The organism is Chitinophaga sp. S165 (genome assembly GCF_003182155.1).
Taxonomy (GTDB): Bacteria; Bacteroidota; Bacteroidia; order Chitinophagales; family Chitinophagaceae; genus Chitinophaga.
Map to the genome: position 1 here is coordinate 343,271 of NZ_QGTG01000003.1, position 13,016 is coordinate 356,286.

Genomic DNA, 13,016 nt, shown 5'->3' on the forward strand with positions numbered 1-13,016 from the left:
ATCTTTATTGACTGACATTAACTCGTTTTAAGATGAATAGACTTCGTTGTTTTCTGACTATTGCTGTGGTACTGGCAACTATCTCCTGTGGTAAAAGTAATACGCCAGGTATAGGCCCTGGCGATCCTCCGGTATTGCCTCCGGTATCTTTTACGGCCAAAGATGCCACTGCTGCCTTTAATACCTTCAACAAGTATTTCTACAGCACAACTGACAAGCTGTATTTCTCCAATACTGAAAAGAAAGATATTGGCGCTATCTGGACACAGGCCGTATACTGGGACCTGATCATGGACATCTATAAACGTACCGGCGATGCCGCACATCGCAAGATGATAGATGACCTGTACCAGGGTGGTTATAACCGCTACGATAAGTATAACTGGAGTAATAAAGTAGTATGGTTTATTTATGATGATATGATGTGGTGGATCATCTCCCTGGCCAGAGCACATGAGATCACCGGTAATAAAGAATACCTGGACAGGTCAATAGAGGGCTTCCAGTACGTCTACAAAGAGTCGTATGATCCTGCAGGCGGTGGTATGTGGTGGGACTTTAAACACACAGGTAAGAACTCCTGCATTAACTTTCCCACTGTCATTGCTGCGATGACTATCTACAACATTACAAAAGATACTTCTTACCTCAACAAGGCGAAGGATCTCTATAGCTGGTCGTTGGCCAACCTGACCGATAGCTCCACCGGCAGGGCGGCCGACAACAATATCAAAGGCCATAAAGGATTCTCTGATTATACCTATAACCAGGGGACCTTTATCGGCGCAGCAGTGATGTTGTATAAGGCAACCGGTCAGCAGTCCTACCTGGAAAACGCAAAGAAAGGTGCTGACTACACCCGGCAGAAAATGTGCGATGCAGACGGTATTCTACCTGCTGAAGGAGACTGGAATGAACAGGGTGTACTGAAAGCCATTTTCGGCCACTATATCATGACCCTTGTCAAAGATGCCGGCCAGCAGCAGTACCTGCCGTGGATCAGGAAGAACATCAACACAGCCTGGGGGAACCGGGATGTCACCAGAGGTATCACCTACCGGAATTACAAGGTACCTTGCCCTTCCGGTATTGTGCAATCTTACGAAGCCAGCAGTGCGGTAGAACTGATGCAGGTTTGTCCGCCGGAAAAATAGGTTAAACTAAAGATTATCAATAGATTAAGCCCTGCTGTCTTATAGTGACGGCAGGGCTTAACCCGTTGATCAAGTCCACGTATACGCCATGTATGCTCCATGTATACGGCATGTATAAAGCGTACTTTGACCTGATCAAGTCCACATCAAGTCCACGTATACGCCGTGTATACTCCCTGTATACGTCATGTATAAAGCGTACTTCCGGTAACTAACCAATATACCTTATTGTACTTTTTTTACTATCTTTCTGGCAATTCAGCTTAAAAACGGGAATTTAATATGATCTACGTGAGCGAAGTAAAAGACACGGTGCCGCCGACCTTTAAATCGGAACTACAGGAACTCACCTACCGGACATTGCAGGAACAGGGCGTAAAGTTCAAACGCGTCGATACAGGAGAAGCAATTACGATGCAAGACTGCATGCTGATTAACGAACGCCTGGACGTCAAAACAGTTAAAACAGTGTTCCTCTGCAATCGCCAGCAAACGAACTTCTATCTTTTGATAACCACTGCGGAAAAGCCTGTCAGTTCAAAGGACCTGAGCGGCGCATTGGGGATCTCCCGGTTGTCGTTCGCCCCGGTTGAACAGCTGGATAAGATCCTGGGTGTGCCCGTCGGAGGCGCTACCGTGTTCGGCGTATTGAAAGACAAGGAAAACCAGGTGCAGGTAGTGATAGACAAAGACGTTTTATCAGAAGAATGGTATGGTTGCAGTGACGGTACCACTACCGGATATATGAAAATCAGAACAGACTGGGTAGTGAAGGATTTGCTGGACTTAGCTAACCATCCTCCCAGGATTATCGAAGTATAGCTATAGTTTACAGTAAACATCTGCCTCCTCACATTGCTTCTCATTACATTATTGTGATCCTGCAGCAGTATATCAATACCGCATCAGGTCCACATATGCTCCGTGTATATAGTACATATACAGCATGGTCTTCCATCACTAATGGTATTCTAATCTCATACGCGGTACAATAATTAGAGAAAATAATATATTTACGCATTCTAAAGTATATTAAAAGATGGCTAAATCCCCGATTGACCAGATCCTGCGGCCTGTCAGCAAATTCATACACCAGGAGTTTACCGGTGGCATTGTCTTATTTGTGAGTGTGGTTATTGCAATAGCGTGGGCTAATTCACCATGGCAGCAAAGCTATCATCACTTGTGGGAAATAAATCTGTCTGTCGGTTTCAATGAAATGAGTTTTGACAAACCGTTACATGTATGGATCAATGACGGCTTAATGGCTTTATTTTTCTTTGTTATAGGGCTGGAGTTGAAGCGGGAGTTTATGGCCGGAGAGCTTTCTTCGGTAAAAAAGGCCTCACTGCCTATGGTGGCGGCACTCGGAGGGATGATGGTACCTGCAATTATTTATTTTTCAATTAACCACGGATTACCTTCAGAAGGCGGTTGGGGAATTCCTATGGCTACTGATATTGCATTCTCTTTAGCATTGCTATCTCTGGCAGGAAGTAGGATCCCCGGCTCTGTGAAGGTTTTTCTTTCGGCGCTTGCCGTGGCGGACGATTTGGGGGCGGTGCTCGTTATCGCATTTTTTTATACTGCGCAGATATCAGTTTTCCCGCTAGCCATAGCCGGGTTCTTTTTATTGATCCTCGTACTGGGAAATTTACTCGGTGTACGTAACACAATATTTTATCTCATTTTAGGCATTATTGTGTGGGCTGGCTTTTTGTTATCCGGCGTGCATGCTACTATTGCCGGCGTACTGGTAGCATTTACCATTCCAGCCCGTACGAAGATCGACGAAGACGAATTTTTGAAAGATGCCCGTTGCTATGCGGATCAGTTTGAAAATGCAATGCGTCAGGATGGTTCACTGATCTCGCAGGAACAGCATCGGGCGCTTGAGAAAATAAAGCAACTAAGTGTTGATGCTGAAACACCCCTCCAAAAGATCGAGAATTCCTTACATCCCTGGGTCGCTTTTGTAATAATGCCTTTATTCGCCCTGGCTAACTCAGGTATGATTATTGGCAGCGATTTCTTTCCGTCTCTCATGAACCCCGTTAGTCTCGGTATCATGACCGGGCTCATTTTCGGAAAGTTTATAGGTGTTTTCTCCTTCACATGGTTAATGGTGCGGATGAAACTCGCGAGTTTGCCTCATAGAGCCACGTGGAAGCACATTTCCGGCGTAGCGATCCTGGCCGGTATTGGCTTCACCATGTCACTGTTTATTGCAGGTCTCGCATTCGATGATGAAGGTGTTATAAACCAGGCCAAATATGGCATTTTAGTTGCTTCTCTGATAGCAGGTATAACCGGGCTGTCGTTATTACGAAGTAGCAAATGAACAGATAGCGTCAACGTACTAGCCCCGTATCGTACCAGGTGTCTTTTTACCTCATAGGAAAGGGAAATCGCGCGCAAATGAACGTAATTCTTTAACTGATGATGATCTAAAAGACGATCTCTATGAAGAAGATATATCAGGCTATCAGGGATTTTATTGCAGATAGATTTAATCTTAGTGAAGATAAAGCAGATGAGCGGCAGATCATTGAGTCGATAAAGAGAGATGTTCATTTCAAGGGAACGAATCTGTGGACATTGATCTTTGCAATATTTATAGCATCTATCGGGCTAAATGTAAATTCAACAGCCGTGATAATAGGTGCGATGCTCATTTCCCCTCTCATGGGACCAATTATGGGGATCGGGCTTGGAATAGGAATTAACGACTTCGACCTGTTAAAAAAGGGAGTAAAGAATCTGCTGATCGCTGCGGTCTTCAGTGTAGCTACATCCTCCTTCTATTTTGCCGTAACCCCTTTGCACGAAGCAAGTTCAGAAATTCTTGCGAGAACAAATCCATCGGTGTGGGATGTATTTATTGCCTTATCCGGCGGGTTTGCCGGCATCATTGCCGGAACACGGAAAGAAAAAGGGAACGTTATACCGGGAGTTGCCATAGCCACAGCCTTAATGCCGCCGTTATGTACTGCGGGATTTGGGATTGCCACAGGACAGATTTACTTCTTTCTGGGCGCAATTTACCTGTTCCTCATCAATTGCCTCTTCATATGCCTTGCCACATTCCTGATAGTAAAACATTTAAAATTTAATAAAGTAGAATTTGCAAGTATCGAAACTGAGAAGAAGGTTTCACGGTATATTCTGACTATAGTGGTCCTTACGGTGCTTCCAAGTATATACCTTGCCTATCGGATTGTGCAACGAAGTATTTTTGAAAGCAATGCAGGCAAATTTGTACAGTCCGAATTCCATTTTCCACGGACCCAGGTAGTAACCCATAATTACAAATTTGATGGCAAACAGGGTAATATTGAACTGTTGCTTGTCGGTCAGCCCTTATCAGAAGCATTACTGGATTCTTTGAAGAACAAAATGGCGGCGTACAAACTTTACAGAACGAAACTTGTAGTACGACAGGGACTCGACGCAAAACAGCAAATTGATCTGACCGCCATTAAAGCAAGCGTGCTGGAAGAAATTTTTGACAACCGGAATAATCTAGATAGTCTGTTAACGCCCGGCAATACGGCAGAGGGAACAATACCAGATCTGAGAGAGGAGCTTAAAGCCCTGTATCCTGATTTAATGGAATATTCCCTGGCCCCGGTAATTTTAATCCAAACCGATTCAGTCAGAACTGATACAGTAACATTATTCACTGCCAGGTTCACCAAACGCCTTTCGGGGAAGGAGAAGGGAAAACTTGGCAGTTGGTTAAAAGAACGTACACAATCCGACTCAATAAAAGTTTTAATTGAATACTAGTTCAATTAAAAATGTACTCGCATGCATTGTCGGTCAACGGGGATCTGGCATCTGCATAATCGGCAACCCGCCTGCTGCCCGGTCAACAAATAGAGTTTGTGTAGGGTAAGCAAATTCGATTTCATGTTGTTCGAATGCAGCAAATATCGCCAGATAGATGGCCTGCTGTTCGTCCATAAAAGTGTTATACTCCGCGTCCAGAATATAGTAAACAAATTCAAAGTCGAGGCTGAAAGCACCATATTTCGAAAAATGCCCTCTGTCGAACTGCACATTACTTCTGCTAGTAATTATACCCTTTACGATCTCAGGGATCTGACTTAATTTGGCATGTGAAGTCTGATATGTTACACCGAGTGTAAACACAACCCGTCTCTTCTGCATCCGTTTGTAATTATGCAATCTGGCGTTAGTCAAGTCTGTATTGGAACATACCAGCTGTTCTCCGTTCAATGTACGGAGCCTCGTGGTTTTAATACCGATATACTCCACAACCCCCATTTTGTCATCAACGATAATAAAATCACCAATTTCAAACGGCCTGTCAAAAAAGATTACGAAGTAACTGAACAGATCTCCGAGGATTGTTTGGGCGGCAAGTGCTATCGCAATACCCCCAATGCCAAGGCCCGCAATTAAAGTTGTGACATTATATCCGAGGTTATCAATAAAGAAGATAATACCAAGGATCCATATCACAGCATTCAGGACCACAATGAGGCCACCAGTCTGTTTTTCCTTGTCCTCTTGCCCCTCCTGTCCTTTGATATATGAAAATATGAGCCTTTTGAATATGGCACTTATCATCCGCAATACAAAGAAAGTTACCGCAGCGACAAACACCACATGCAGGAATTTTTCCGCCTTAACAGGAAGCGTCAGCATGGACAATGCAAAATATACGGCTGCTACATACAAGGCAGGCACGACCGATTTCTTAACGATCACTATCAAAAAGTCATCCCAGGTCGCAGCTGTCCGCTGCGCCCATCCTGACATCTTTCTGACAAGAATATAAACGAAAATGCGGATAGCAACGAATGCCAGGATAATAATTGACGCCGCTACGATCCAACTCTTTAATGTATTGCCTAAGAAAAATTGTTCCAGGTAACTATCCATTATATCTTCATATTTAAACTTTAAAAAAGAACTGCACAAAATACCAGAAGCCCCAACACCCGCTAATCAGTCTGTCTTACTGATGCCCGCCGCAGTGTTACCTCCCTGTTGTTTACGGATGGCTATTTCGGCAGTCAAAAGCGTGATAAGCATTTTACATTTATCATACTCTTCCTTTGTTCCGCCGCTTCTGCGTATGTGCGTAAATTCAGTTGTATAAGTTGCCAGTAGATCGAGCAAAGACTCGATGGACATGCTTTTTAAATCATCCACTCCAAATACTTTTTAGTTAATATTTTCTTCAATCTTCATCGTAAATAGCTGCCGGTTCAGTTACTACCTTGCCAGGGAACGCCTGCCTCATAAAATCTTCAGCCCAGTAATTGATGTCATAATGAGCCACCTGTTCGTAAAGACGCTCCATACGGAGGTTCTTTTCTTCACGGCTGAGTGACAATGCCTGCAGCAGGTTTTCCTTTAATGCCTTCGGATCGTACGGATTGGTAAGGATGACATAAGACAGTTCTACAGCAGCTCCGGCAAATTCCGATAACAGCAGAACTCCTTTGTCGCCCTCCGATTGCCCCTGTACAGCCACGTACTCTTTCGCGACAAGATTTAACCCGTCACGAAGGGGAGTGATCCATGCAATGTCGGCAGCTCCATAATAGACCAGGATCTCTTCAAAAGGAATGGAGCGGAAAAACAATCTGATGGGTGTCCAATTGAGATTGGAATATTTACCGTTTATTCTTCCTACGGCACTCTCCAACTCAAGTTTAATATTGTCATATATCTTCATGCCCTTTGCAGGTGGCGTGCAGATATTTACTAGCTCTATGTTTCCGTGTAATTCCGGGTGATCTTCAAGAGATTGCTCAAAAGCTAATATTTTTTCAAGCGGCCCCTTTACGTAATCGAGCCGTTCAGCGCTCAACACCATTTTTTTGCCATTCAATTGTCTCTTCATGTCCGCGATCTTTTCAGCCATACTGCCGTCCCTGAAAAGTTCCTTTATATACTCAACGTTTATACCCACAGGTGCCGCACCTAATTTTACCCTTCGCTGCTCTGTTTCTATTAACGTGGTCATTTTATCAATTCCCATCGCTGTGCTATATGTCATAAACCTGGGTGCGCAGTTCACTGATTCAATAGCCTCCACCGGGAATAGGCTTCTGGCCACATCCACAAAATTCTCAACGTACCTTGGAATATGAAATCCGATATAGTCGCACTGCAGCAGACTGCCAACGATCTCACGGCGCCATGGCAGTATGTTAAATGTGTTGGCCGCCGGAAAGACAGTATGATGAAAGAAGGCGATCTTTAGATCTGGTCTCAGCTTTCGCAGGAAACCGGGCACCATCCAAAGATTATAATCGTGCATCCATACTACCGCGCCTATATCAGCCTGCTCCGCGGCTTTTTGCGCGAAACGCCTGTTGATCTCCACAAAATGGTTCCAGTGATCGTGATTGAATTGGACTTTGTCCACGAACGCAAATATCGTAGGCCAGAATGCCTCTTTGGCAAAGGATTTATAGTATATTGATACTTCAGTATTCGTTAGTCCGATACGTGAGGCAATCAGGTTGGGATACTTATCTTTGTCTATATAAATATTACGCAGCTGTTCTCCCTCATGATCCACCACCTCCCACGCAATCCATAAGCCGGAACGGCCATTTGAGAAGAAACTTTGCAGTGTCGGAAGTATACCGTTAGGACTCGAAGGAGGCACTCGCTCTACCTTGCCGTCAATTGTTACCTTTTCATAAGGGAAGCGGTGATACATCATCACTATCTGCGGATTGCTCACATTGTTGTCTGCCTGTACCGCATGAGATAAATTTTTTCCTATAGACCCTGAGAATTCCGGAAAATGAATAATAGCTTCCAGTATACCGCCCGCACCCGCAGTATCGGCGTAGAGAATGTCTTTCAGGCCGGCGGTCGCTTCAACCAGTTTTGCTTCTGCATTGCCTACCACCACGCCTTTGAAGCCGCAATTGTACATGGCAAGATCATTCAGCGTATCTCCTGCAGCCAATACATCGCTCGCATCTACACCGAGGTATGAGACCAGCTCCGTAAGTGATGAACCTTTGTTCACCCCGCGGGGTATCACGTCTAAATATTTTCCCGCCGAATAGATCACTTCACAATCTAGATCTGCAACAAGTCCTGCAACAGTTTCTACGATGTCCGGTTCCTCTACAAAAAATGAACATCTTCTCTGTTGCGGTACCTCCTGGTAGGTCAGACCGGGAACATTCTTCAGCGTTTCTATTACTTTGAGGCGTCCGGGCCAGTTTTTTTCTATTCCCGCCTGAAGCGAATCGATCGGCTCCAGCGTGTTTCCGTCTACGATGGTAGCGCCTACATCGCAAATGATATAATCCGGGTTCGGAATAATAGGATCATTCAATAATGGTATTACAGATTCAAGTCCCCGGCCTGTTACAAAAACAAGAAGTACATCCCGGTTTTGACTGATCAATCTATATAGTTGTTGTTTATGTATACTCTTTCCTCCGAGGAAAGTCCCATCCAGATCTGTTGCTAATAACATAATTCCTATTTAAGCGTAGGCAAATTTCTGACGGCTGGCACATGCCGCAGCTGTAGTTTCTGCAAAGTTATTTATAACACAAGAGGAAGAATGCCGTATTGTATTAGAATAGCATTAGAATTAACATCATACAGATATAAAAATGCATATTTGTCTGTAAGCAATTTCTCACCTGACAGCCAATACGACTGTTTTCGATTCCGCAGGCAGCATGTCCGAAATGTGCCGGTTTGCCCAACCTCCAAGACTTGTTTCGCTTCCCGGATGAACGATCACCATATCTGCATCAATGCTTTTACTATAGGCCAACAACACTTTAGCCTTATTTTCTCCATGCAGTCTGATATACTTGACAGGAATAGCTAACTGACCTTTAAGTGTTTCGAAGATATCCAGCAGTGACTGCTTCAAGAAAGGCTTTCTGATATTATCATTGGAAAATATGATCACCTGGATCTGGATCTGGTTCCTGCCTTGAATGGCCTTGATTATAGACACCTTATTGGTCGGGAATTCGGCATTAATGGGCAGTACTATTTTTTTGATCTCTTTATCTCTTGAGCCGGGTTTGGCAGTCAATACCGGGATCCCGGTCAGTTGCGCGATCCTGCTCGGAAACACAGTGTTTAGTTGAGGGAATCGTGAATGATGGGAGGATTTCCCAAGCACAATAAGATCAGCCCCCAGATTTGATGCCTTTTTTATAATGGAATCTTCAATTGAATCGCCATAACATACATGGGAATATGCTCTTATATTACTTCTGGTGCTTTCAATATCCGACTTAAGCGCCTCCAGTTGGCCCTCCGAGTCTTTGATAGCAGCCTTGACCTGCTTCCAGGAATAACCCTTCAGTAAACGCATGAAATATCTTAGGATATTGGATGTTCCGATCTGTTGCACATGCAGCAGGTGTATAACACACCCATCAGCCGGGACCATGCTTAATGCTTTATTTATCGCGGTTTCAGTGTTGATTGAAAAATCAATCGGTATTAATATAGTATGGAAATTCTTCACCATATTCAAATATCAGTTCCTGGGCTTAGAAGAGGATTAATAAGAGATTAGAATTAGATTAGAATTATGACATAACACGCAGTCTGATTAAAAGAACCTATAATTGTAACTTTGCAGAAGCACTTGTAATCTTTTTGGCAATATGGATACAATAAGCATTTTGTTGGTGGACGATGAACCACGTATTGCGGACATGCTTTCGTTCGGTCTGAAAGAAAATGGCTACGATGTGACCGTGGCATACGACGGAAAGATAGGATACAGGATGTACGAGAACCGTGCTTTTGATCTGTTGGTGCTGGATATTAATCTGCCGGGAATGAACGGGTATGAATTGTGCAAATTGATCCGTATGACGAACGAACAGGTGCCTATCATTATGCTTACCGCACTTAGCACCCTGGATGATAAAATAGAAGGTTATGATGCCGGAGCGGATGACTATATTATTAAACCCTTTGAGTTCCGGGAGCTGCTCATGAAGATCAAGGTGCTGTTACGCCGTAGTTTAGACCCTGCTCAACCAACCGGGCACATGTTAAAAGCAGGGGAGCTTATTATGAATCTTGACACCAGGGAAGTTAAGCGTGACGGAAAGGATATTAATCTTACAGCCAAAGAATCACAGTTGCTCGAGTACCTTCTTCGCAACAAGAACCGCGTAGTTTCAAGGGCTGATATCGCTGTGAATGTATGGAACATCGATTTCGACACCAATACAAATATTATTGATGTGTATATCAACTATGTGCGCAATAAAGTAGACAAGCCTTTTTCGGAAAAAATGATACATACCCACGTGGGATTGGGATATGTATTGAAGGATAACTGATAAAAAATTAATGATGCCAATACGCTTACGTATCACCAGCCTGTTCACATTATTGGTCATCATCATACTTGGGATAGTGTGTCAGTCAATCTACTATTTCTCTGCTGCATCCAGGCTGAATACACTGAAAACCCGGCTAACTAACCGCGCTATTACAACCGCAAGATTACTTACGCACTCTGGAATGGTCGACCCGGAACTGATGCATAGGGTTGATTCGCTGACGACACTGGCATTAAAGAGGAAATCTGTGCAGGCGTACAAAAACAAAAGCTACCCCATTTATTCTTACAGTGATATTCCAAACGACAGCATAAGGTTGGATAACGCAATACTCAGATCCGCAAAGGATGAGGAAATATTCTATTTTACCGACAGAAAAAAAGAAGCAGTAGCATACTTTGACCGCAATAGTGAAGGCGGGCTTATCGTTGTTTGTGCAGGAGAAGATGAAGACGGGATAAGAACACTCGAAAAACTGGGAAAGATCCTTTCCTTTAGTTTTATCTGCGGCACCCTGCTTTCATTTGCAGGGGGGTATTTTTTTTCACGGGAACTTCTCAGGCCAGTGGGCCGGATAGCTAATGAGGTCAATGATATTTCAGCTTATAACCTCGATCGCCGTATTCCCGTTGGTAAAAGCAAGGACGAGTGGCATCAGCTTTCAACCACGCTAAATGAATTACTAGACAGGCTTAAAGACAGCTTTGAACTACAGCGTCGTTTTATTTCGAATGCCTCTCATGAATTATCAACGCCTCTCACATTGATCTCAAGCCAGCTTGAGATCTCGCTTCAGCGGAACCGAACGGAAGAGGAATACCGTCAGGCCATGGCGCAGGTGTTGAATGATGTGAGACATATGAACTCTCTTGTACAGGCATTACTGAAATTTGCTACGGCATCCGGTAATGCAGGCGGACTTCAGATCAATCTCGTTAGAATTGATGAAATATTAATGCGCCTGCCCGGCGAAATTCAGAGTAGAGAAAAAGAACATAATGTTTCCCTGCATTTCGGGGCCTTCCCGGAAGAAGATGAAAGATTATTGGTACTGGGAAACGAGGAACTGCTTTTTACCGCTATATTGAATATTGTTTCCAATGCGTGCAAGTATTCGGAAGACCATCATGCAGATGTCTCCCTTACCGTAACTGGTTCCGGTTTTACCATTACGATTGCCGACAACGGCATTGGAATAGAAGAAAAAGAGCTGGAGCGTATCTTTTTGCCATTCTACCGGATCCGTCAAAACGCAGGCACTAAGGGCTTTGGTCTCGGATTGTCTCTTGCTATGAGGATTATCAAATTGCATAAAGGTAACGTGAAGGTACAGTCTATGCCCGGTGCAGGTACCAGCTTTACTATCGAGCTCCCCGCGGGACAAATTCATCAGTCTGATCCTGATGCCCTGTTCACTTAATGACGATGTTACCAGTCCTTCATCATTCCGTTACGCGCATAATAAGTTTGTGGCCTTTTGTCTGGTTATGCTCCATCAGTTCATGCGCTTTCTTAACCGTCCCCAGTTCGAAACCGCCAATTACCTCGATGGGAGAGGGCGTAATAGTTCCCTTCTCAACCAGTGCGCTGGCCCGTTCCAGTAATTCGCCATAGTATGAGAAATTGCCCTTCAGGCTATAAGCATAATTCGAGATATAAACCACTACGGCGCCGATATTAAAAAGGTTTTCCCTTGCTTCTTCTGTGGTGAATGCTGTAATATCTACAAACGTTCCGTTAAGGCGCAGGATATTGCTGCACAGCTCCGACGTTTGGCTGCCTACCAGGTCTATACAGAAGTCAAACAGCTGGTTGCGGTTAGCCTGGATAATAAGAGGAATGGCATTAGCTGCCTTATAATCGACGATCTGGTCATTTCTGAGGCCCGCATTGATCAGTTCCTGTCTGCTGCCTGGATTGCCTGCTATTGTAACAATTTTGTTGATGCCGTGTGAAAGCAGGATCTTAATAAGCACCAGACCCACACCACCGGCGCCTCCGCTGATAAATACAGACTCCTCCGGAGATATCTTCAGCCGGTTGCAGCATTGCATGGCCGTCAGGGCGCTGATAGGCAGCGCCGCCGCCTCTTCAAAGCTGATATTAGCCGGTTTCCGGGCAATGATCTGTTGCGGTACACTGATATACTCCGCATACGTGCCGTTAGATCCCATACTGCCCGATGCACAAAACACCTCATCACCGATCTCAAAGTCTTTTACCATCCTGCCTTTATTGGCAATAACACCGGAAAACTCTCTTCCCAGGATGTGAGAATGCATTCGCTGGCTCACACTGGCCCCGAGCCTCATTTGGTAGTCGATGGGATTGAATGCCGTGGAATAGATCTTTACCAGTACGTCGTTATCGTTAATTGCAGGGGTATCTGTTTCTGTATAAGCGAAATTGTCCGTGCTTCCAAACTGCCTTAATGTAATTGCTTTCATTGTCTTGTCTCTTGTTGGTTCAACCTGTTGGGGCTGAAGGAAATAGCTAACGCTCCGGCAAAAGTAATGGAAAG

At 44.3% G+C, this 13,016-nt stretch carries 11 protein-coding genes; 6 read left to right on the top strand and 5 right to left on the bottom strand.

All coding sequences use genetic code 11. The features are described from left to right. The first annotated feature begins 32 nt into the window (after positions 1–32). From C7475_RS15810 to C7475_RS15825, 4 genes are all read left to right on the top strand, one after another. A complete protein-coding gene (locus C7475_RS15810; RefSeq protein WP_110054358.1) occupies positions 33–1,154 on the top strand; it encodes a glycoside hydrolase family 76 protein in 1,122 nt (373 codons plus the stop codon). A 282-nt stretch (positions 1,155–1,436) separates the two neighbouring features. Next, the gene (locus C7475_RS15815; protein ID WP_110054359.1) at positions 1,437–1,976 is read left to right on the top strand and encodes a prolyl-tRNA synthetase associated domain-containing protein; all 540 of its coding nucleotides are present in this window, start codon (positions 1,437–1,439) and stop codon (positions 1,974–1,976) included. Positions 1,977–2,193: 217 nt separating this feature from the next. Then, the gene (gene nhaA / locus C7475_RS15820) at positions 2,194–3,495 is read left to right on the top strand and encodes a Na+/H+ antiporter NhaA (RefSeq protein WP_110054360.1); all 1,302 of its coding nucleotides are present in this window, start codon (positions 2,194–2,196) and stop codon (positions 3,493–3,495) included. A 122-nt stretch (positions 3,496–3,617) separates the two neighbouring features. Further along, a complete protein-coding gene (locus C7475_RS15825) occupies positions 3,618–4,943 on the top strand; it encodes a TIGR00341 family protein (protein ID WP_110054361.1) in 1,326 nt (441 codons plus the stop codon). A 33-nt stretch (positions 4,944–4,976) separates the two neighbouring features. On the opposite strand, the gene C7475_RS15830 is transcribed toward C7475_RS15825, so the two are convergent. From C7475_RS15830 to C7475_RS15845, 4 genes are all read right to left on the bottom strand, one after another. Further along, positions 4,977–6,065 (bottom strand): mechanosensitive ion channel family protein, encoded by a 1,089-nt coding sequence (locus tag C7475_RS15830; protein ID WP_110054362.1) that lies wholly within the window; start codon positions 6,063–6,065, stop codon positions 4,977–4,979. A gap of 66 nt (positions 6,066–6,131) precedes the next feature. After that, positions 6,132–6,338, bottom strand: coding sequence for a hypothetical protein (locus C7475_RS15835; protein WP_146217564.1), 207 nt, complete (start codon positions 6,336–6,338; stop codon positions 6,132–6,134). A 28-nt stretch (positions 6,339–6,366) separates the two neighbouring features. Then, positions 6,367–8,640 carry a glucosylglycerol-phosphate synthase gene (gene ggpS / locus C7475_RS15840; protein ID WP_110054364.1) on the bottom strand — a complete coding sequence of 758 codons (2,274 nt, stop codon included), beginning with the start codon at positions 8,638–8,640 and terminating at the stop codon, positions 6,367–6,369. A gap of 168 nt (positions 8,641–8,808) precedes the next feature. Next, positions 8,809–9,663 (bottom strand): universal stress protein, encoded by an 855-nt coding sequence (locus C7475_RS15845; protein WP_110054365.1) that lies wholly within the window; start codon positions 9,661–9,663, stop codon positions 8,809–8,811. Between the two features lie 139 nt (positions 9,664–9,802). On the opposite strand from C7475_RS15845, the gene C7475_RS15850 reads away from it, so the two are divergent. Together C7475_RS15850 and C7475_RS15855 are read left to right on the top strand one after the other, a co-directional pair. Further along, entirely contained in the window at positions 9,803–10,492 is a 690-nt protein-coding gene (locus tag C7475_RS15850) for a response regulator transcription factor (protein ID WP_110054366.1), read from the top strand. A gap of 13 nt (positions 10,493–10,505) precedes the next feature. Then, positions 10,506–11,915: a HAMP domain-containing sensor histidine kinase gene (locus C7475_RS15855; protein WP_110054633.1), complete on the top strand. Its 1,410-nt coding sequence runs from the start codon at positions 10,506–10,508 to the stop codon at positions 11,913–11,915. A gap of 22 nt (positions 11,916–11,937) precedes the next feature. On the opposite strand, the gene C7475_RS15860 is transcribed toward C7475_RS15855, so the two are convergent. After that, positions 11,938–12,942: an NADP-dependent oxidoreductase gene (locus tag C7475_RS15860; protein WP_110054367.1), complete on the bottom strand. Its 1,005-nt coding sequence runs from the start codon at positions 12,940–12,942 to the stop codon at positions 11,938–11,940. Positions 12,943–13,016: the final 74 nt, after the last annotated feature.

Coding starts and splice junctions, on each gene's coding strand:
- C7475_RS15830 (WP_110054362.1), bottom strand. CDS start 6,065: ATGGATAGTTACCTGGAACAATTTTTCTTAGGCAATACATTAAAGAGT.
- ggpS (WP_110054364.1), bottom strand. CDS start 8,640: ATGTTATTAGCAACAGATCTGGATGGGACTTTCCTCGGAGGAAAGAGT.
- C7475_RS15850 (WP_110054366.1), top strand. CDS start 9,803: ATGGATACAATAAGCATTTTGTTGGTGGACGATGAACCACGTATTGCG.
- C7475_RS15810 (WP_110054358.1), top strand. CDS start 33: ATGAATAGACTTCGTTGTTTTCTGACTATTGCTGTGGTACTGGCAACT.
- C7475_RS15855 (WP_110054633.1), top strand. CDS start 10,506: ATGCCAATACGCTTACGTATCACCAGCCTGTTCACATTATTGGTCATC.
- C7475_RS15825 (WP_110054361.1), top strand. CDS start 3,618: ATGAAGAAGATATATCAGGCTATCAGGGATTTTATTGCAGATAGATTT.
- nhaA (WP_110054360.1), top strand. CDS start 2,194: ATGGCTAAATCCCCGATTGACCAGATCCTGCGGCCTGTCAGCAAATTC.
- C7475_RS15845 (WP_110054365.1), bottom strand. CDS start 9,663: ATGGTGAAGAATTTCCATACTATATTAATACCGATTGATTTTTCAATC.
- C7475_RS15860 (WP_110054367.1), bottom strand. CDS start 12,942: ATGAAAGCAATTACATTAAGGCAGTTTGGAAGCACGGACAATTTCGCT.
- C7475_RS15815 (WP_110054359.1), top strand. CDS start 1,437: ATGATCTACGTGAGCGAAGTAAAAGACACGGTGCCGCCGACCTTTAAA.